The sequence below is a fragment of the Bradyrhizobium sp. HKCCYLS1011 genome, from assembly GCF_051167795.1.
Lineage (GTDB): Bacteria > Pseudomonadota > Alphaproteobacteria > Rhizobiales > Xanthobacteraceae > Bradyrhizobium.
The window spans coordinates 794174-813287 of record NZ_JBNPTT010000004.1 but is presented as its reverse complement, the minus strand read 5'-3'; the positions used below and the strand labels follow the sequence as shown (position 1 = coordinate 813287).

The following is a 19114-nucleotide window of genomic DNA, read 5'->3' as shown; positions in this document are numbered from 1 at the left end:
ACATGACGGCTCCACTTCAGCCAACCGCGATCCAGGCGGTGCCCGCCGAACTGGGCGACTGCGGCTTCCGGCTGCTGATGATCCGACAATTCAATTCCGGTGCGGTGCCGCCGGCGTTCGCGGTCATCGACCAGCGCGTGATGCGGATGCCACAACGGATCGGCCGGCACGGCGTATCCTTCGCAGCCACGTTTCTGCCGGAAGTGATGACCTGGCTGATCGACCATCTCGGCCGGCCGTCGCTGCATGACGCGTCAGGCCGCGCCTACCGCAACCCGCGCTGGCCTGTTGTCTGCTGGCATGATCAGGAGCGTTGCTGGCCAAGCGGCGCGCTCACTGTCGAATGGTTCGCCGAGGTCGCCTTCCAGGACACAGCGTCATGGCTGGCGTTCAAGACCCGTTGGCTGGAGCGGTTGCAGCCGGTCGGCGCAGATCACGCCGAGGAGAGCGCGGAAACAGACCAGCGCGCTTGCGCATAGCACGACATGATTTTGCTGAGGACGCACTGCAACGGGCATGATTCTGTCAAACTCGCTCAGGGCCGGATTTGGCTGTGTTCGGCCATGTCCAGCTCGTGATATCTCGATGCGATGCCGATGCTTGCGTGGAGGTCTTCATGCGCTACGTCTCGTGGTTCGGTAACTGGATCGGCCGTCTGATGCCCGTTTCTGATCGGCATGTCGGTCATCGAGCAGGCACTCGGTGCGAAGGTGTGTCGCTGTCGAACGAAGACCTCTTCTACATCGCAATGCTCGGCCCTCACGTGTGACCCGGCGGACTGCGACGGCTTCGCTCGCGTCGCATTCCACCGGCCGCCCAGGGACCGGACAGATACGGGATGAGTGACATCACCAGGCTGCGCGCCTTTGTCGTCGACACGGCGCGCCTGCTGCAAGCGGAAACCGACACGGAAACCGCCGAGGCTGCGATCCTCGCGTATCTTAAGCCAAAGCTTGAAGACCTCATCAGGCACGATGATTGGCTGCCCGAGGCCCACGCAACGACCACGAACAGCCGTTACCGGCAATATCTGCTCTATGCGGATCCACTTGACCGCTTCTCGATCGTGAGCTTTGTCTGGGGGCCCGGCCAGGGCACACCGATCCACGATCACCGCGTCTGGGGCCTGGTCGGCGTGCTGCGCGGAGAAGAGATTTCGGTGAGTTATGAACGACATGCGGACGGATCTTTGCGTGGCACAGCACCGGAGCGGCTGAAGGCCGGCCAGGTGGCCGCGGTCTCGCCTGGGATCGGCGACATCCACGCCATCTCGAACGGGCTGCCGGACGCTTCCTCGATCAGCATCCACGTCTATGGCGGCAATATCGGCCGGATCCGTCGCGCGGTCTATGACGCGGAGACCGGCGCCACCAGCGACTTCATTTCCGGATATTCGAATGACACTGTTCCAAACCTCTGGCCCGGACACGAACCTTGAGCAGCTCCCGCTGATGCCGCCGGCCGAGTTGCGCCGGCGGTGGCGCGCAGGCGAGGACGTGGCGTTGCTCGACGTGCGCGAGGAAGGTCCCTACTCGCTGTCGCATCCGTTCTTCGCGGTCTCGCTGCCGCTGTCCCAGATCGAACTGCGCATCCTTGACCTCATCCCGCGGCTCACCGCGCCGATCGTCGTCTATGACGACGGCGAGGGATATGCCGCCCGCGCGGTGCCGCGGATCAGGGCCCTCGGCTACAGCGACGTGTCGATCCTCGAGGGTGGGCTTGCGGGTTACGCACGGTTCGGCGAGGTGTTCCGCGACGTCAACGTGCCGAGCAAGGCGTTCGGAGAATTGGTCGAGGCCGTCCGGCATACGCCCTCACTCTCTGCGGACGAGGCCAAGGCGCTGATCGAAACCGAGTCCAACCTCGTCGTGCTCGATGCCCGCCGCTTCGAGGAATATCGCACCATGAGCATTCCCCGCGGGGTCAGCGTGCCCGGCGGCGAGCTTGCTTTCCGCGCGCGCGAGATCGCGCCATCTGCGGATACCACCATCATCGTCAACTGCGCCGGGCGCACCCGCTCGATCATCGGCACGCAGTCGCTGATCAATGCCGGCCTGCCGAACCGGATCTATGCGCTGCGCAACGGCACCATCGGTTGGACGCTGGCCGGCCACCAGGTCGAGCGCGGCAAGGCGGCGCGGTTTCTGGAACGGCCGCAGACGAGCTACGCCGCGGCGCTGGCGGATGCGAAGGCCTGGGCCGAGCGCGTCGGCGTGAAGTTGCTCGATCGCACGGCGTTCGACCGCCTGCGCGCGGAAGAGGATCAGCGAACGCTGTATTGCCTGGATGTGCGAACGCCCGAGGAATATGCCACCTCGCATCCGGACGGCTTCGTCTCGGCGCCGGGCGGCCAGCTGGTGCAGGCGACCGATGAATGGGTGGGCGTACGCGGCGCGCGTCTCGTGCTGTTCGATGACGATGGCGTGCGCGCCCGGATGACCGCCTCCTGGCTGGTGCAGATGGGATGGGATGCATCGATCGTCGGTCCCGACGTCGTTGCGCCAAGCGAGACCGGCCTGCGCATAGCGCGACGGCCGGCAGTGCCGGATCTTGGTGCTGCGGCGATCGGCGCCGACGAGCTTGCCGCTCATCCTTCCGCCTGGACCATCGTCGATCTCACCCGCAGCCCGGTCTACAAGGCCGGCCACATTCCGGGCGCCCACTTCGTGCTGGCCTCGCGGTTTGCCGAAGATCTCGCGAAGCTGCCCGGCGACGGCGCGATTGTCCTGACCAGCGAGGATGGGGCTGAAGCGGCTCTTGCCTTGCCCGATGCACGCGCCACAACAGCGCGCGACGTTCGCGTCCTTGTCGGCGGCACCCGCGCCTGGGCCGCGTCAGGCCGCGAGCTCGATCGCGACCAAATGTCCTGGATCTCGAACGCCGACGACGTCTACAAGCGTCCCTATGAGGGCACCGACAACGCGGCTCAGGCGATGCAGGCCTATATCGACTGGGAGCTGCAGCTGGTTGCCCAGCTCGCCAACGATTCCGTGTCGAATTTCCACGTGGTGTAGCGGCTGTCGCGATCCGTAGGGTGGGCAAAGCGTAGTTTGCCCACCGTGATCTAAAGCGCCGTTAGAGATGATGGGCACGCGCGGGTTACAGCCGCGGCTTCTCTCCAGATACTCTCTCGATCGTCATTCCGAGGCGCGCGCAGCGCGAGCCCGGAATCCATTTTGCCTCATGTTCCGCATGGAAATGGATTCCGGGTTCGCGCGTGACCGCGCGCCCCGGAATGACGATGGAGAGAGCCGAAAAAGCGGGCTAGCAGGCAATTACAGCTGCGCCGGATAGAGATGGTTCAGCACCACCAAGATCACCAGCAGCACGATGCCGAGGCTCAGGCTGTAGCCGATCAGCTTCTTCTCGATCGGCAGCAACGGCTCGACCGCATTGTTGCTCTGTGCATTCACATCATTGGCTGACATTGCGCCCTCCTCCAACTCAGCTGGCGAGCGGCGGCTTGACGCCACTGAAGAACAGCCAGGAAATCAATAGGCCCACCCAGATCACGAACCCGAACAGGCTGACCACATAGACCGCGGCGAGCTTGCCGAAGCCGTCCTGCCAGAGCTTGCGGAAGTCCGAGAGCACGCCGATCGAGAAGAAGGTCAGGATGAAGAAGATCACCCGGAACACATTCGCCTCGCCTGCCGCCGCCGGCAGCGCCTTGGCGATCTCGGGCGTGGTGCCGACCGCAAGCCACAGTGAGACCGCGAACACCACGACGAAGCCGAGAATGAATTTCGGGAAACGCTCCCAGATCTCGCTGGCCTTGGCCTTGTCGGTGCGCGGCGTGACGTAGTTGGTCCAGATATAGCCGAGGATGAAGGCCCAGATGCCGATGAAGATGTCGATGAACACCTTCACGGTGGCGGTGGTCGCGAGGATCCAGCCCGGCTGATACTTGATACCTTCGGCGGCCGCCTTGGCCATGATCAGCGATTCCGTGATGCCGCCGCCGGCGACCGCGGCACCATCGGTCTTGATGGCAAGGCCCATCCAGGCGCCGGCGACCAGCGGCTCCTGCCACAGAAAAGTCTGGGCCAGGAACGGCAGGATCAGGATCTCGACCACCGCGAATACCACGACCAGCGAGGAGACCAGCACCGGCACCGACGGTCGCGCCCGGATCGCACCGCCGGTGGCGATCGCCGCGGCCACGCCGCAGATCGAGATGCCCGAGGCGAGCGGCACCGACCATTCGCGGCTGAAGCCGAACCATTTACGGGCGACGAAATAGACCACCGACCAGTAGATCAGATAGGCCTCGATGATGGCGGCGACGCCGCGTAGAAGCACCGAGGACGCGAGGTTGAGCCGGCCGGCCGCCGTCACCGCGATGGTCGCGCCCAGGATCACGATCGCGATCTTGATGTAGAGCTCGGGGCGGATCGCCTCCTTCAGCCATTCGGCGAAGCGCGGAAAGAAATTGGCGATCACTAGGCCCGACAGCAGCGCGACGACGAAGCCGCCCTCATTGGTCAGCTTCAGCGACCAGGCAATGCCGAACTTCTGCTGTTCGGCCGGCGTGACCGCAGCGACATAGGCATAGCTGCCGACCACCCAGCTCGCATAAGCGATGGCGAACACGACGGTGAAGGCGAGCACGAAGCGCTTGAGGTCGCCGCCGAGCGCAGCGATTCCAGCGGTGAGCACGACCAGCAGCGACGCGTAGGTCGCGAGCAGCGCGCCGATCCCACCGAGCGCGGCGTAGCCCTTGGCGACCGGTGCCAGCGCCTTACCGAGATCGGTGTAGACCGACGTCGTCACCGCCCAACCGAGCAGATCGGTGCCGGCAAGGCTGAACAGCGCGAGCGCGAAAACCAGAAGACCGATGACGACGGCAAGCCAGTCCTCAGTCCAACTTCCCTTGGAGACGACCCCTGTGGCGGGCCTGACCGCAATATCCGACATCGAAATCCCCTGAACGCCCAGCGCGGCGCAGCCGCTGCTCTCTGGACGTCATGAAATCATGTCGGAGCTATCTGGCAATCTTATAGGATTTTTTTCTTCGCCATATCCGGAGAACAAAAAGCGCGCCGAAGCGCGCCCGAAGAGGAGAAGCTTCTTGAGGGTGCTGTTGCGGGGCGCGGCTGCCCCCCGCAACAACTTGGATCGCGCTCAGCGGCGCTGGTTGTAGACGTCGATACAGACGGCCCCGAGCAGCACCAGGCCCTTGATGACCTGCTGATAGTCGATGCCGATGCCGAGGATCGACATGCCGTTGTTCATCACGCCCATGATCATGGCGCCGACCACGGCGCCGCCGACCCGGCCGACGCCGCCATAGGCCGAGGCGCCGCCGATGAAGCAGGCCGCGATGACGTCGAGCTCGAAGCCGAGGCCGGCCTTGGGAGTCGCGGTGTTGAGGCGCGCGGCGAAGACGAGGCCGGCCAGCGCCGCGAGCGCGCCCATATTGACGAAGGTCAGGAAGACAAGCCGCTCGGCCTTGATGCCGGAGAGCTTCGCCGCCTTGGCATTGCCGCCGACCGCGTAGATCTGCCGGCCGACCACGGTCCGCCGGGTCATGAAGCCGTAGAGCGCGATCAGGATGGTCATGATCACGAGCACGTTGGGCAGGCCGCGATGCGAGGCGATGAGATAGGTGAAGTACAAAATCACCCCGGCAAGCACCACGTTCTTGGCAGCGAAGACCGCGAAAGGCTCGACCTCGATGCCATGCGCCTGCTCGCGCGAACGTCCCTTCACGCTGGCATAGACCAGGCCGAGGGTGAGCAGCGCGCCGATCGCGAGCGAGGTCGGATAGAGATGCGCCGCGCTCGGGAACATCTCCGGGATGAAGCCGGAGGACAGCTTCTGGAACGTCGCCGGGAACGGACCGACCGACTGGCCCTGCAGCAGCGCCAGCGCCAGGCCCTTGAACACCAGCATGCCCGCCAGCGTGACGATGAAGGAGGGAATGCCGAAATAAGCCACCCAATAGCCTTGGGCCGCACCAATCGCTGCGCCGACCACGAGGCAGGCGAGAATCGCGAGCGGGAAATCGACGTGGTAGCGGACCATCAGGACAGCCGCGACCGCACCGACGAAGCCCGCCACCGAGCCCACCGACAGGTCGATATGTCCGGTGACGATCACGAGCAGCATGCCCAGCGCCATGATGACGATGTAGCTGTTCTGCAGCACCAGGTTGGTCAGGTTGAGCGGCTGCAGCAAGGTGCCGTCAGTCATGAACTGGAAGAACAGCATGATCGCAGCCAGCGACAGCATCATGCCGTAGCTGCGCAGGTTGTTCTTCAGGAAGCTGCCATGCGTCCGCTCCTCGGGAAGCGAAACCGTCTTGTCAGTCATGATTCTTATCCTCCCACCCGCGCCACGAGGCGGTCGTCCTGCTGGTTCTTGATTGCTTCGTTGCGCATGATAGCACGCATGATTTTCTCCTGCGTAGCGTCGTGGCCGGCAAATTCGCCGACAAAGGCGCCGTCATTCATGACGCAGATCCGGTCGCAGATGCCGAGCAGCTCCGGCATTTCCGACGAGATTACCACCACGCCGCGCCCGGCCTCCGCCAACTCGTTGATGATACAATAGATCTCGTATTTTGCGCCGACGTCGATGCCGCGCGTCGGTTCGTCCAGGATCAACACCTTGGGATCGGTCATCAGCCATTTCGACAGCACGACCTTCTGCTGGTTGCCGCCCGAGAGCTGGCCGACTTCCTGATAGACGTCCGAACAGCGGATCCGCATCCGGCCACGATAGCCGGACGCCGCCTTGAGTTCCGCGATGTCGTCCACCACGCCCTTGGGCGCGACCTGAGACAGGCTCGCCAGCGTGATGTTCTTACGGACGTCGTCGGCCAGGATCAGGCCGAGCTGCTTGCGGTCCTCGGTGACATAGGCAAGCCCGGCATCGATCGCGGCCGGCACGCTGGAGAGATTGACGTCGTGGCCCTCGAGCCGAACGCTGCCGGTGATGTGGGTGCCCCAGGCACGGCCGAACAGGCTCATGGCGAATTCGGTGCGGCCGGCACCCATCAAGCCGGCAATGCCGACGATCTCGCCGCGGCGCACCTCGAAATTGACATTCTTGATGACTTGGCGGTCGGGATGCTGCGGGTGATAGACCGACCAATTCTCGACCGTGAAGACGGGCTCACCGATCTTCGGCTGCCGCTCCGGGAAGCGATGCGCCATGTCGCGATTGACCATGCTCTTGATGATCCGGTCCTCCAGGACCGGCTCGGCCCGGCAATCAATGCCATCGACGGAACGGCCATCGCGCAGCACCGTGATGCGATCGGCGACGCGGGCGACTTCGTTCAGCTTGTGGGTGATCAGGATCGAGGAGATCCCCTGCTCGCGGAAGGTCACGAGCCGGTCGAGCAGCGCCTGGCTGTCGGCCTCGTTCAGGCTCGCGGTCGGCTCGTCCAGGATCAACAGCTTAACGCGCTTCGACAGCGCCTTGGCGATCTCGACCAGCTGCTGCTTGCCGACGCCGAGATCGGTGATCAGCGTATCGGGCGACTCCTTCAGGCCGACCTGGGCCAGCAATTGCTGGGTGCGCCGGTAGACTTCGTCGCGATCGATCACGCCGAAGCGCGACGGGGCGTGCGACAGGAAGATGTTCTCGGCGATCGACATCAGCGGAATCAGCGCGAGTTCCTGATGGATGATGATGATGCCAAGCGCCTCGGAATCATTGATGTCGCGGAAACGCCGCTCCTCGCCTTCGAAAATGATCTGGCCCTCATAGCGGCCATGCGGATACACGCCGCTCAGCACCTTCATCAGGGTCGACTTGCCGGCGCCATTCTCACCGACGAGGGCGTGGATCTCGCTTGGCTCGACCGTGAAGCTGACGTCACGCAGCGCCTGGACATTGCCAAAGCTCTTGCTGACGTTGCGCATCTCCAGGATTGCGGTCATCGTTTTGTGTCCCTGTCCAAGACTTCCATCTCCCCCGCCTTCAACTCACCCCGCCTGCGGGAAGAGGTGAGCAGAAGCCTCCGCGAAAGTCACGGAGGCTTCCCTCAGCCTGCCCCCTCTCCCCGCAAGGGGGAGAGGGAATTTAGAGCAAGATCACTCGACCTGCGACTTCTTGTAGTAGCCGCTGTCGAGCAGGACCTTCTCCCAATTGCTCTTGTCGACCACGACCGGCTTGAGCAGATAGGCAGGCACCACCTTGACGCCGTTGTTGTAGGTCTTGGTGTCGTTGACCTGCACCTGCTTGCCGCTCAGCGAGGCATCGACCATGTCGGCGGTCACCTTGGCAAGGTCGCGGGTGTCCTTGAAGATGGTCGAGTACTGGTCGCCGCGCAGGATCGCCTTGACCGACGGCACCTCGGCATCCTGTCCGGAGATGACCGGCATCGGCTGGTTGCCGCTGCCATAGCCGACGCCCTTCAAGGACGAGATGATGCCGATCGAGAGACCGTCATAGGGCGACAGCACCGCGTCGACCCGCTTGTTGCCGTAATAGGCACTGAGCAGGTTGTCCATGCGGGCCTGGGCGGTGGCGCCGTCCCAGCGCAGCGTGGCGACCTTGTCCATGCCCTTCTGGCCCGAGGCGACGACCAGCTTGCCGGAGTCGAGATAGGGCTGCAGCACCGACATCGCGCCGTTGTAGAAGAAGTAGGCGTTGTTGTCGTCCGGCGAACCGCCGAACAGCTCGATGTTGAACGGCCCCTTGCCGTCCTTCAAGCCCAGCTTGTCGACGATCGACTGCGCCTGCAGCACGCCGACCTGGAAGTTGTCGAAGGTCGCGTAGTAGTCGACGTTCGGCGTGTCGCGGATCAAGCGGTCATAGGCGATCACGGTGACGCCCTTGTCCTTGGCCTGCTTCAAGACGTCTGACAGAGTGGTACCATCAATCGCGGCGATCACCAGCACCTTGGCGCCCTTGGTGACCATGTTCTCGACCTGCGAGAGCTGGTTCGGGATGTCGTCCTCGGCATATTGCAGGTCGGTGTTGTAGCCGCGCTCCTTCAGCACCTTGACCATGTTGTTGCCGTCGTCGATCCAGCGCGCCGACGACTTGGTCGGCATCGCGATGCCGATGGTCGGCTTGCTCTGGGCCATGGCCGCGCCGGACAGCGCGACGGTGCCGAGGCCGGCGAGCGCCGCGGCCACGATGGTCTTCAGTTTCAACATATTTCACTCCCTTTGTCTTCTCGACTTTGAACAAACGAACGTGCGATCTCTGATTGCAGTTCCAGGATAGCTCGGTAGCAGCGAATTGCCTTGCTGAACGATCCTCCTCTTAGCTTGAGAGCTTGACGTCGGGCTCGGCGCGGCCGCGCGCGCCGACCTCCAGCAGGAAGGTGCGCCCATGTTCCGGATCGGCGGCCTTGGCCGCCTCGTCCATGTCCTGCCACGCCGAGGTGACGAGCAGGCGCGACAGATCAGGACCGACGAAGGCCGGGCAGCTGGCCTGACTCGCCGGCACCTTCAGGCAGCGCAGGTGCTCGCCTTGCGGGCTGTAGACGTCGACGCAGCCGCCGCCCCAGCGCGCATTCCAGATCCGATCCTCGGCATCGACCACGGCGCCATCCAGGCCGCCGATGCCACGATGCCGGATCAGCTCGGTCGGCGCTTGCAGCGGCAGGCCTGTCGCGGCATCGAGCGCGACGCGATAGAGCACGTTCTCGTCCGTGTCGGCGAAGTAGCCGACCGAACCGTCGGCGCTGAAGCAGATCGCGTTGGGAATGGTGATGTTCGGAAACAGCCGCTTGAGCTCGCCACGATGCAGCGCATAGATCGCACCCAGGCCGCGCTCGGCCTTGCGGCCCATGGTGCCGATCCAGAACGTGCCGCTCGGATGCACGCGGGAATCGTTGGAGCGTGTCGCCGGATTGTCCGCTTCCAGCGGCAGGTACAACGACAGCGCGCCATCGGCGACGGTCCGGATATAGAGCCCGTCCTCAGTGACGATCAGCTGGCGTGCGGCATCGATCCGCCCTAGCGCGCTGGCCATCTTGCCGAGCACATGGCGGCGCACCTCGCCGCTGCCGATTTTGGCCTCGAACAGCAGGCCTTCGCGGATATCGAACCACCAGGCGGTGTCAGTTGCGGGATCATAAGTCGGGCCCTCGCCGAGATGGCAGCGCTCGGCGCAGAGAACGGACGTCGGCACCTGCTCGATCATGCGCCAGCTCCGGAGGTCGAGAAGCGATACACAATGTTGTGCTTGTAGGTCTGGTCCGGCACGAGGCGCGGGCTCGGAAAATCCGGCCGGTTCGGCGCGTCGGGCCAGACCTGCGGTTCCAGGCAGAGCGCATCGGACTGTCGATGCAGCCGTCCCTTGCCGCCCTTGGTGCCGTCGAGATAGTTGCCGGAATAGACCTGCAGGCCGGGCTGGTCGGTCAGGAGCTCCATCACGCGGCCGTAGCGCGGCGCCTCCAGGCACGCGGCAAGCCGCAACCCGCCGCCGCGCAGGCAGAAATTGTGGTCGTAGCCGTGCCCGTTACGGAGCTGCGTGTCGTCGGCGCGGATGCGTGCGCCGATGGCAGTCGCCTCGCGGAAGTCGAACGGCGTCCCCTCGACCGCACGCGGCAGCCCCGGCAGCGGGATTGCGGTCTCATCGATCCCCAGGAAATGGTCGGCGGCGACCGTCAGCCGATGATCAAGAATGTCGGTCTGCGCCGACACGCCGTCCAGATTGAAGAAGCTGTGATTGGTCAGGTTGACGATGGTCGGACGGCTGGTCTTCGCCGTGAACTCCACCGACAGCTCGGTGGGAGCGGTCAGCCGATAAGTGACGCGAACATCGAGCCGGCCGGGATAGTTCGCCTCACCATCAGCGCTGACATAAAGCAAGGTCACGGCCGGCTGCGGGCCGTCCTCGACCTTGGTGATCTGCCACAGCCTGCGATCAAAGCCATCAGGGCCGCCGTGCAGCGCGTGTGGCCCATCATTGGCACTGAGCCGGACCGTCTCGCCGTCAAGCTCGAAGCGCGCATTCGCGATGCGGTTGGCGTAGCGGCCGACGGTGGCGCCGAAATACTGGCGATGCGCGAGATAGCCTTCGATGTCGTCATGGCCGAGCACGACGTCGTCGCACGCGCCGCCGGCATCCGGCGCGATCAGCGCCTGCAGCGCCGCGCCATAGGTGATGATACGCGCCTCGAAGCCGCGCTCGCCGCGCAGCACGACGCGATCGACAGCACGCCCATCGGGCAAGGTGCCGAACACGTCCTCGATGATGCGTGCGCCCGCCATGCGTTTAGTCCTCGAATGGTTCGACGATGCGGCGGCCGCCGAGCAGGAACGCATCGGCCACCAGCCGCAGCGGCACCAGATCGACGTCGATGGCGCCGTGCGCGGTCAGTTCGACGAAGCGACGATAGAGCCCGGGGTATTCGGCCTCCTTTTCGTCGACCAGCACCTCGTCGCCCGCCACCAGCCTTGCGCCGCCACTCGACAGTCTCAGCCGGCCGTCATCGGTGTCGACCACGATGTCCCAGCTCTGCGGCCCGGTCTGGCGGAAATCGAACTCGGCTGCGATCGGCAGCCCGCCGGTATCGGTGAGCGCGAGATTGGCTGCAATCGGCGCGGCGCGATTGGACGGGAACGACAGCTCGGCCGAGGTGACGAACACCGGCTCGGGCAGAATGCGGGTCAGGATCGACAGCGCATTGATGCCGGGATCGAACACCCCGAGCCCGCCGGGCTCCCAGATCCAGGCCTGCCCCGGATGCCAGACCCGCACGTCCTCCTTCCAGTCGATCTTGACGCTTTTGATGCGCCGGCGCGCGAGCCAGTTGCGCGCGGGCTCGACCGCCGGCGCGTAACGGGAATGCCAGGTCGCAAACAGCGTGCGCTTTTGCGCGGCCGCAAGCGCCACCAGCGGATCGAGTTCGCTGACGGCTGCGCCAGGCGGCTTCTCCAGCATCACATGCTTGCCGGCCTTGAGTGCCACAACGGCCTGGGCGCGGCGGACCTGCGGCGGCGTGCACAGCGCGACCGCATCGATCTCCGGTCCATTGCGCAACAGCTCTTCGATGGTGCTGAAATGCGGCAGGCCCGGCAGCGAGGCATTGCGGCTTGCGACCGCCGCCAGCGTCACGCCCTCGGTGGCGTTGATCGCGGGGACATGCTGGTCGCGCGCGATCTTGCCGAACCCGACAATGGCTACGCGAAGCTCGGCCATTACCGCCCCCAGCGCAGCACGACCGGATCGAGCCGGCGCGCGATCTCGATCAGGCCGGCGCGGGTCGCCGGATGCATCGGCGGCTGCGGCGCGCGCAGCGTGTCGTGCCGGATCACGCCGCCCTCCTTCATCAGTACCTTGCAGGCGGCAAGGCCGGCCTGCCGGTTCTCGTAATTGATCAGCGGCAACCAACGCTGATAGGCGTCGATCGCCTTGTCGCGCTCACCGGCGAAATAAGGATCGGTGATCTGGCGGATGCCGTCGGGATAGCCGCCACCGGTCATCGCGCCGGTTGCACCGGCGTCGAGATCGGCCATCAGGGTGATCGCCTCCTCGCCATCCCACGGCCCCTCGATCGCGGTGCCGCCGGCTTCGATCAGCGCGCGCAGCTTCTCTGCGGCGCGCGGCACCTCGACCTTGAAATAAGCCAGGTTCTCGATCTCCTTGGCCATGCGGGCCAGGAACGCCACCGACAGCGGCGTGCCGGCGACCGGCGCATCCTGCACCATGATCGGAATCGAGATCGCGTCCGACACGCCCTTGTAGAACTCGTAGATCGATGCCTCCGGCACGCGGAAGGTGGCGCCGTGATAGGGCGGCATCACCATGACCATCGCGGCGCCCTTCTCCTGGGCGCGGCGCGAGCGCTCGGCGCAGACGAAGGTCGAGAAATGCGTGGTCGTCACGATGGTCGGCACACGGCCGGCGACATGCTCCAGCACTGTCGTCATCACCGTGTCGCGCTCGTCATCAGTCAGCACGAACTGCTCGGAGAAATTGGCGAGGATGCAGATGCCGTGCGAGCCGGCATCGATCATGAAATCGATCGCGCGCTTCTGGCCTTCGAGGTCGAGGCGGCCATCGGCATCGAACACGGTCGGCGCGACCGGGAAGACGCCTTGATAACGCGGGTTGACGGATGCAGTCATGAACACCTCTAGTGATTGTCGCGCGGCACGGGCGAGCCGCTGCGCCCGACCAGGAAATCGAAGTCGACGCCGCGATCGGCCTGCAGCACGTGATCGACGTAAAGCTTCTGATAGCCGCGCGCGGCATGTGGCTTGGGCGGCTTCCAGGCGGCACGGCGGGTGGCGAGTTCCTCGTCGCTGACATGCAGGTGCAGCGAGCGTGCGGCGACGTCGAGCGTGATCATGTCGCCGTTCTTCACCAGCGCCAGCGGGCCGCCGACGGTTGCTTCCGGCGCGACGTGCAGCACCACGGTGCCGTAGGCCGTACCGGACATGCGGGCGTCGGAGATGCGGATCATGTCGCGCACGCCCTGGCGGAGCAGCTTGGCCGGCAGCGGCATGTTGCCGACCTCAGCCATGCCCGGATAGCCCTTCGGGCCGCAATTCTTCAGCACCATGATGCAGGAGGCATCGATGTCGAGGCTCTCGTCATCGACGGCGTCATGCATCTCCTCGACGCTCTCGAACACAACGGCGCGGCCGGTGTGGCGCATCAGTTCCGGCGAGGCCGCCGACGGCTTGATGACGGCGCCGTTGGGCGCGAGGTTGCCGGTCAGGATGGCGATGCCGGCTTCAGTCTTGAACGGAGTCTCGAACGGCGTGATCACCTCCGAGTTCCAGTTCGGCGCCGACTCCACATTCTGCCACAGCGTCTTGCCGTTGACGGTGGGGGCATCTTTGTGCAGCAGCCCGCGCTCGCCGAGTGCGCGCAGCACCGCCGGCAGGCCGCCGGCATAATAGAAGTCCTCCATCAGGAAGCGGCCGGAGGGCATCAGGTCGACCAGGCAGTGCACGTCGCGGCACAGCCGGTCGAAATCCTCAAGCGACAGCTCGACGCCAAGGCGACCGGCGATCGCGAGCAGATGCACGACCGCATTGGTCGAGCCGCCGATCGCAGCAAGCGTGCGGATCGCGTTCTCGAAGGCGGCGCGGGTCAGGATGTCCGACGGCTTGAGATCTTCGCCGACCATCTCGACGATGCGACGACCGGACATGCGCGCTAACAGGTTGCGGCGCGCATCAGCGGCCGGAATCGCGGCGTTCTCAGGCAGGCCGATCCCGAGAGCTTCCACCATCGAGGCCATGGTGGAGGCCGTGCCCATGGTCATGCAGCTGCCGGCCGAGCGGTTCATCGCTGCTTCGGCTTCATGAAATTCAGCCAAGGTGATCTCGCCGGCGCGCAGCTGCTCGCTCATCGAGATGATGTTGGTGCCGGAGCCGATGATCTGGCCGCGATAGACGCCGCGCAGCTGCGGGCCACCTGAGACGCCGATGGTCGGCAGATCCGCCGAGGCGGCGCCCATCAGCAGCGCCGGCGTGGTCTTGTCGCAGCCCATCAGCAGCACGACCCCATCGAGCGGATGGGCGCGGATCGCCTCCTCGACATCCATCGAGGCGAGATTGCGGAACAGCATCGCGGTCGGGCGCATCGTCACCTCGCCGAGCGAGGAGACCGGAAATTCCAGTGGATAGCCGCCGGCATCGAGCACGCCCTGGCGCACATGCTCGGCGATGACACGGAAATGCGCGTTGCAGGGCGTGAGCTCCGACCAGGTGTTGCAGATACCGATCACCGGCCGGCCCTCGAACCGGTCCTGCGGCGTGCCGCTGTTCTTCAGGAATGAGCGATAATAAAAGCCCATCTTGTCCTGACGGCCGAACCACGCCTGGCTGCGCAGCGGTTTCTTCCGATCAGCCTGCTTTGAATTGTCGTTGCTCATTCCTGATCCGCTTGTTCGACCGACTGCGCATGGCGGCGCCGGCCGTTGTGAATGACTTCGATCATCGCAGCGGATGCCGCTTCGGCATCGCAGGCGGCGATCGCATCGACGATGCTTTGGTGCCAGACCAGCACGGTCTCACGATCGGCGGTCTCGACCGGCGCGCTGAGCACGAACGAAGCGCGCAGCGCCGCCTCGATCACGGCGCCAATCGAACGCATGAACGGATTGCCGGCAGCATTGGCGACCGCGACATGCAGGCTGAGATCGGCCTCCGCGAAGGCCATCGAGGTCGATGGCTCGCGCCGCATCCGCTCCATCGCCTTGCGCATCTCGTCGAGATCATTCTCGCTGCGGCGTTCGGCAGCGAGCGCGGCGGCGCGCGGCTCGACCGCAAGCCGGATTTCAGCAAGATCGGACAGGAAGCGCCTGTTGATGCCGGCATCGAGATGCCAGGCCAGCACGTCAGGATCGAACATGTTCCAGGCCGCGCGCTCGCGCACCACAGTGCCGACCCGGGCCTTGGTCGAAAGCAGGCCCTTGGCGACGAGCGTTTTCACGGCTTCGCGCAGCACCGGCCGCGACACGCCGAACATGGCGGTCAGCTCGGCATCGCCCGGCAGCCGCGTGCCTTCGGAATAGCGTCCGGAGATGATATCGATCCCGATGCTGCGCGCCACTTCCGCGTGGTTGGAATGCGCCCGGCGGGTCGGAATGACGACGATATGCGAGGTCATGCGTGAGCCCTCGCGGTTTTGGCCGCCGAGCGGCGTGACAGTGCAATCAGTCCTTGCTGCAGGCCAATAAAGGCGAACAGCAGGACGCCGGTCGCGATCTTGGTCCACCAGCTCGAAAGCGTGCCGTCGAAATTGATATAAGTCTGAATCATGCCCTGGATCAGGACCCCTAGGAAGGTGCCGATCACCGAGCCCTGTCCGCCAGTGAGCAGCGTGCCGCCGATCACCACCGCGGCGATGGTGTCGAGCTCGACGCCGACGGCGGAGAGTGAATAGCCGGCCGCAGTATAGAAGGAGAAGACGATTCCGGCGAGACCCGCGAGCACGCTGGACAGCATATAGATTCGGACGGTCATCGACCCGACCGGGATGCCCATCAGGGCCGTGGTGGCACGGCTGCCGCCGAGCGCATAGACATTGGCGCCGAACCGCGTGAGATGCAGGAGCCACGCACCGGCGACGAGGACCACCAGCATCGCGATCGCGATTGCGGTCAGCCGCCCGCCCCCGGGGAGCCGGATCGCGAAATCCGACACGGTCGAATAGATCGGCGCCGATATCGGGATCGACTCGGTCGAGAGCAGAAAGCTGACGCCGCGCGCCAGGAACATGCCGGCCAGCGTGACGATGAAGGGTGGCAGGTCGAAAATATGGATGATGCTACCCATTGCCGCACCGAACAGCGCGCACAGCCCGAGCACCATGGCAAAGGCGAGATAGGGGGGGATGCCCCAGCGCTCGATCGCCAAGGCCACGAACACCGTGGTGAAGCCGATCACCGAGCCGACCGACAGATCGATGCCGCCCGAGATGATCACGAAGGTCATGCCGGTCGCGACGATGCCGAGGAAGGCATTGTCGGTGAGCAGATTGGCGACCACGCGCGTGGAGGCGATATTGGGAAATTGCAGCGCACAAAGCGCAAAGCCGGCGACGAGCACCAGCGCGGTAATCGCGATCGGCGACAGACGTTTCATGGCTTCTTGCTCCGCCACCGCGCCATGATGCCGGAGAGATCGGACAGCCGCGGCGATTGCACCAGCAGCACCGCGAGCACGACCACCGCCTTGACCAGCAGATTGAGCTCCGGCGGATAGCCGGACAGCAGGATGCCCGTGTTCATCGCCTGGATGATCAGCGCGCCCGCGACCGCCAGCACCAGGCTGAAACGACCGCCGAACAGCGAGGTGCCGCCGATCACCACGGCGAGGATCGCATCCAGCTCGAGCCAGAGCCCGGCATTGTTGGCATCCGCGCCCATGATATCGGCGGCCGCGATCACGCCGGCCAGCGCCGCGCAGATGCCGCACCAGACATAGACCGCTAGAATCATGGCGCGGGTGCCGACGCCGGAGAGCTCGCTGGCGCGCGCATTGCCGCCGGTCGCCTCGATCAGGAGCCCGAGCGCCGAGCCGCGCACCACCGCCGCCGTGAGCAGCAGCATGCCGATCGCGATTGCGACCGGCGTCGGCAGGCCGAGCACCGCGCCATTGCCAAGCCACACCAGGTCGGGCGAGGTGAAGGTGACGATGCGCCCTTCCGTGATCAGCTGCGCGATGCCGCGCCCGGCCACCATCAGGATCAGGGTGGCGACAATGGGCTGGATCCTGAGCACCGCGACCAGGATGCCGTTCCAAAGGCCGCACAGCAGACCGACACCCAGCGCCGCCAGCAGCACGACCGGCAAGGAATGCGCGTCGGCGAGGCTCGCGGCCGTGGCGCCGGCAATCGCCATCACCGCGCCAACCGACAGATCGATCCCGCCGGTCGCGATCACCAGGACCATGCCGAGCGAGAGCAGCGCCACCGGGGTGCCGCGGTTGAGCACGTCGATGACGGAGCCGAACAGCCGGCCGTCCTGCAGATGCAGGTTGAAGAATTGCGGCGACACCAGGCGATCGGCGAGCAGGATCACGATCAGCGCGAGCGCTTGCGCAAGACCACGGCGCGGCAGGCGGAGCGTCATGGCACCGCCCCTTGCGCTGCGGTCGCGCCGTCGGCCGCGATCGCGGCCAGGATGCTGGAGACCTCGACCGCCTCGCCCTTGAGCTCCTCGACATGGGCACGATCGCGCAGCACCACGACGCGGTTGGAATAGGTCACGATCTCGTCGAGCTCGGAGGAGATGACGAGTAGCGCCAGCCCCTGGTCGCAGAGGTCCCGTACCAGGCGGATGATCTCGGCATGCGCGCCGACATCGATGCCGCGGGTCGGCTCGTCCAGCAGCAACAGACGCGGCTCGGTGGCGAGCCAGCGCGCCAGCAGCGCCTTCTGCTGATTGCCGCCCGAGAGCAGGCCGATCGGCCGCTCCGGATCCGGCGGGCGGATGTCGAGCAGGCGGATGAAGCGCATCGCGATCTCGTCCTGCTCGCGGCGCGACAGCGGCCGGTGCAGGCCGCGCCGTGCCTGGAGCGCCAGCACGATATTCTCGCGCACGGTGAGATCGGCGACGATGCCTTCGGTCTTGCGTTCCTCCGGGCAGTAGCCGAAGCCGAGCCTGGAGGCGTCGCGTGGCGAGTTCAGCCTGACCGCTTGGCCGTCGACCTCGGCTTCGCCGGAGTCGGCGCGCTCGGCGCCAAAGATCAGCCGCGCCGTCTCGGTGCGGCCGGAGCCGAGCAGGCCGGCGAGACCGACGACCTCGCCGTGCCGCAGTTCGAGATCGAACGGCGCCACGTAGCCCTGCTTGCCAAAGCCCTTGAAGCTAGCGCAGACCTCGCCCATGGCGCCCGAGTGCGCCGGCGCCCGCGTCTCCGTGGTCTCGGCGAGCTCGCGTCCCAGCATCATCCGGATCAATTCGAGCCGCGGTAGCGAGGCGGTCTCACGCTCGCCGATCAGGCGGCCGTTGCGCAGCACCGTGATGCGATCGCAGATCTCGTAGACCTGGTCGAGGAAATGACTGACGAAGACGATGCCGATACCACCAGCGGCGAGCTGGCGCATCGCCTTGAACAGGATCTCGACCTCGTGGCGGTCGAGGCTCGCGGTCGGCTCGTCTAGAATCAGCACGCGGGCGGACAGATCGACTGCGCGCGCGATCGCGGTGACATGCTGGATGGCGACCGAATAGCTCGACAGCGGCGCGCCGACATCGATATCGAGGCCGAAGCCGTTGAGCAGCGCCTTGGCGCGCCGCCGCATCTCGGCCTCGCGCACCACGCCGAAGCGCGTCGGCTGCCGGCCGAGATAGAGGTTCTGCGCCACCGACAGGTTCGGCAGCAGATTCACTTCCTGATAGACAGTGGCGATGCCGGCATCGAGCGCGGCCTTGGCCGAGCGCGGCGCGATCTCGGTGCCTGCGAGTCTGACCACGCCGGCGTCACGCGCGAACACACCGGTCACGACCTTGATCAAGGTCGACTTGCCGGCGCCGTTCTCGCCGAGCAGCGCATGGATCTCGCCTGCACGCAATGTGAAGTCGACCTCCTGCAACGCCTTGAGCGCGCCAAAGCTTTTGCTGAGGCCGCGCACCTCGAGCAGCGGCGAGGCGAGATCGACATTGGTCTGCATTGCAGGGGCCTGCATTGCAAGGTCACTCCCGCCGGCGCCCGCGCAATGCGCGGACGCCAAGCGATGT

Annotated in this window: 18 protein-coding genes; 4 read left to right on the top strand and 14 right to left on the bottom strand. The window is 65.4% G+C overall.

The annotated features are described in order from the left end of the window. The first annotated feature begins 2 nt into the window (after positions 1-2). From ACQR1W_RS16750 to ACQR1W_RS16735, 4 genes are all read left to right on the top strand, one after another. Entirely contained in the window at positions 3-479 is a 477-nt protein-coding gene (locus ACQR1W_RS16750; protein WP_434851865.1) for a hypothetical protein, read from the top strand. A 137-nt stretch (positions 480-616) separates the two neighbouring features. Beyond that, positions 617-769: a hypothetical protein gene (locus ACQR1W_RS16745; protein ID WP_434851785.1), complete on the top strand. Its 153-nt coding sequence runs from the start codon at positions 617-619 to the stop codon at positions 767-769. A gap of 69 nt (positions 770-838) precedes the next feature. Next, positions 839-1438 (top strand): cysteine dioxygenase, encoded by a 600-nt coding sequence (locus ACQR1W_RS16740; protein WP_434851784.1) that lies wholly within the window; start codon positions 839-841, stop codon positions 1436-1438. Beyond that, positions 1398-3014 (top strand): rhodanese-like domain-containing protein, encoded by a 1617-nt coding sequence (locus tag ACQR1W_RS16735; protein ID WP_434851783.1) that lies wholly within the window; start codon positions 1398-1400, stop codon positions 3012-3014. Before ACQR1W_RS16740 ends, ACQR1W_RS16735 begins: the two co-directional genes overlap by 41 nt. Positions 3015-3275: 261 nt before the next feature. Here the strand turns inward: ACQR1W_RS16735 and ACQR1W_RS16730 are convergent, their stop codons facing one another. The 14 genes from ACQR1W_RS16730 to ACQR1W_RS16665 form a co-directional block, all read right to left on the bottom strand. After that, positions 3276-3428 carry a hypothetical protein gene (locus tag ACQR1W_RS16730; protein WP_434851782.1) on the bottom strand — a complete coding sequence of 51 codons (153 nt, stop codon included), beginning with the start codon at positions 3426-3428 and terminating at the stop codon, positions 3276-3278. 16 nt (positions 3429-3444) lie between these two features. After that, positions 3445-4917: a putative sulfate exporter family transporter gene (locus ACQR1W_RS16725; protein WP_434851781.1), complete on the bottom strand. Its 1473-nt coding sequence runs from the start codon at positions 4915-4917 to the stop codon at positions 3445-3447. 207 nt (positions 4918-5124) lie between these two features. After that, positions 5125-6315, bottom strand: coding sequence for a multiple monosaccharide ABC transporter permease (mmsB, locus tag ACQR1W_RS16720; protein WP_434851780.1), 1191 nt, complete (start codon positions 6313-6315; stop codon positions 5125-5127). Positions 6316-6320: 5 nt separating this feature from the next. Next, the gene (gene mmsA / locus ACQR1W_RS16715) at positions 6321-7892 is read right to left on the bottom strand and encodes a multiple monosaccharide ABC transporter ATP-binding protein (protein WP_434851779.1); all 1572 of its coding nucleotides are present in this window, start codon (positions 7890-7892) and stop codon (positions 6321-6323) included. Between the two features lie 153 nt (positions 7893-8045). Next, positions 8046-9116: a multiple monosaccharide ABC transporter substrate-binding protein gene (chvE, locus tag ACQR1W_RS16710; protein ID WP_434851778.1), complete on the bottom strand. Its 1071-nt coding sequence runs from the start codon at positions 9114-9116 to the stop codon at positions 8046-8048. A 109-nt stretch (positions 9117-9225) separates the two neighbouring features. Continuing rightward, complete coding sequence (locus ACQR1W_RS16705) at positions 9226-10107, bottom strand: SMP-30/gluconolactonase/LRE family protein (protein WP_434851864.1); 882 nt, start codon at positions 10105-10107, stop codon at positions 9226-9228. Next, the gene (locus ACQR1W_RS16700; protein WP_434851777.1) at positions 10107-11183 is read right to left on the bottom strand and encodes an aldose epimerase family protein; all 1077 of its coding nucleotides are present in this window, start codon (positions 11181-11183) and stop codon (positions 10107-10109) included. Before ACQR1W_RS16700 ends, ACQR1W_RS16705 begins: the two co-directional genes overlap by 1 nt. 4 nt (positions 11184-11187) lie before the next feature. Next, the gene (locus ACQR1W_RS16695) at positions 11188-12114 is read right to left on the bottom strand and encodes a Gfo/Idh/MocA family protein (RefSeq protein WP_434851776.1); all 927 of its coding nucleotides are present in this window, start codon (positions 12112-12114) and stop codon (positions 11188-11190) included. Then, entirely contained in the window at positions 12114-13043 is a 930-nt protein-coding gene (locus ACQR1W_RS16690; RefSeq protein WP_434851775.1) for a dihydrodipicolinate synthase family protein, read from the bottom strand. Before ACQR1W_RS16690 ends, ACQR1W_RS16695 begins: the two co-directional genes overlap by 1 nt. An 8-nt stretch (positions 13044-13051) precedes the next feature. Then, the gene (locus ACQR1W_RS16685; RefSeq protein WP_434851774.1) at positions 13052-14803 is read right to left on the bottom strand and encodes an IlvD/Edd family dehydratase; all 1752 of its coding nucleotides are present in this window, start codon (positions 14801-14803) and stop codon (positions 13052-13054) included. Further along, the gene (locus ACQR1W_RS16680; RefSeq protein WP_008972501.1) at positions 14800-15540 is read right to left on the bottom strand and encodes a FadR/GntR family transcriptional regulator; all 741 of its coding nucleotides are present in this window, start codon (positions 15538-15540) and stop codon (positions 14800-14802) included. The genes ACQR1W_RS16685 and ACQR1W_RS16680 overlap by 4 nt, the downstream gene beginning before the upstream one ends. Further along, complete coding sequence (gene yjfF, locus ACQR1W_RS16675) at positions 15537-16517, bottom strand: galactofuranose ABC transporter, permease protein YjfF (protein ID WP_008972502.1); 981 nt, start codon at positions 16515-16517, stop codon at positions 15537-15539. Before yjfF ends, ACQR1W_RS16680 begins: the two co-directional genes overlap by 4 nt. After that, positions 16514-17506 (bottom strand): ABC transporter permease, encoded by a 993-nt coding sequence (locus ACQR1W_RS16670; protein ID WP_434851773.1) that lies wholly within the window; start codon positions 17504-17506, stop codon positions 16514-16516. Before ACQR1W_RS16670 ends, yjfF begins: the two co-directional genes overlap by 4 nt. After that, on the bottom strand, positions 17503-19062 hold the full coding sequence (locus ACQR1W_RS16665; RefSeq protein ID WP_434851772.1) for a sugar ABC transporter ATP-binding protein: 1560 nt from the start codon (positions 19060-19062) through the stop codon (positions 17503-17505). The genes ACQR1W_RS16670 and ACQR1W_RS16665 overlap by 4 nt, the downstream gene beginning before the upstream one ends. Positions 19063-19114: the final 52 nt, after the last annotated feature.

What these genes read in the sequence shown, in the direction of transcription:
- ACQR1W_RS16725 (WP_434851781.1), bottom strand. Translation starts at nt 4,917, where the DNA reads ATGTCGGATATTGCGGTCAGGCCCGCCACAGGGGTCGTCTCCAAGGGA.
- ACQR1W_RS16670 (WP_434851773.1), bottom strand. Translation starts at nt 17,506, where the DNA reads ATGACGCTCCGCCTGCCGCGCCGTGGTCTTGCGCAAGCGCTCGCGCTG.
- ACQR1W_RS16750 (WP_434851865.1), top strand. Translation starts at nt 3, where the DNA reads ATGACGGCTCCACTTCAGCCAACCGCGATCCAGGCGGTGCCCGCCGAA.
- ACQR1W_RS16680 (WP_008972501.1), bottom strand. Translation starts at nt 15,540, where the DNA reads ATGACCTCGCATATCGTCGTCATTCCGACCCGCCGGGCGCATTCCAAC.
- ACQR1W_RS16665 (WP_434851772.1), bottom strand. Translation starts at nt 19,062, where the DNA reads ATGCAGGCCCCTGCAATGCAGACCAATGTCGATCTCGCCTCGCCGCTG.
- yjfF (WP_008972502.1), bottom strand. Translation starts at nt 16,517, where the DNA reads ATGAAACGTCTGTCGCCGATCGCGATTACCGCGCTGGTGCTCGTCGCC.
- mmsA (WP_434851779.1), bottom strand. Translation starts at nt 7,892, where the DNA reads ATGACCGCAATCCTGGAGATGCGCAACGTCAGCAAGAGCTTTGGCAAT.
- ACQR1W_RS16690 (WP_434851775.1), bottom strand. Translation starts at nt 13,043, where the DNA reads ATGACTGCATCCGTCAACCCGCGTTATCAAGGCGTCTTCCCGGTCGCG.
- ACQR1W_RS16695 (WP_434851776.1), bottom strand. Translation starts at nt 12,114, where the DNA reads ATGGCCGAGCTTCGCGTAGCCATTGTCGGGTTCGGCAAGATCGCGCGC.
- ACQR1W_RS16730 (WP_434851782.1), bottom strand. Translation starts at nt 3,428, where the DNA reads ATGTCAGCCAATGATGTGAATGCACAGAGCAACAATGCGGTCGAGCCG.
- ACQR1W_RS16735 (WP_434851783.1), top strand. Translation starts at nt 1,398, where the DNA reads ATGACACTGTTCCAAACCTCTGGCCCGGACACGAACCTTGAGCAGCTC.
- mmsB (WP_434851780.1), bottom strand. Translation starts at nt 6,315, where the DNA reads ATGACTGACAAGACGGTTTCGCTTCCCGAGGAGCGGACGCATGGCAGC.
- ACQR1W_RS16700 (WP_434851777.1), bottom strand. Translation starts at nt 11,183, where the DNA reads ATGGCGGGCGCACGCATCATCGAGGACGTGTTCGGCACCTTGCCCGAT.
- ACQR1W_RS16685 (WP_434851774.1), bottom strand. Translation starts at nt 14,803, where the DNA reads ATGAGCAACGACAATTCAAAGCAGGCTGATCGGAAGAAACCGCTGCGC.
- chvE (WP_434851778.1), bottom strand. Translation starts at nt 9,116, where the DNA reads ATGTTGAAACTGAAGACCATCGTGGCCGCGGCGCTCGCCGGCCTCGGC.
- ACQR1W_RS16740 (WP_434851784.1), top strand. Translation starts at nt 839, where the DNA reads ATGAGTGACATCACCAGGCTGCGCGCCTTTGTCGTCGACACGGCGCGC.
- ACQR1W_RS16745 (WP_434851785.1), top strand. Translation starts at nt 617, where the DNA reads ATGCGCTACGTCTCGTGGTTCGGTAACTGGATCGGCCGTCTGATGCCC.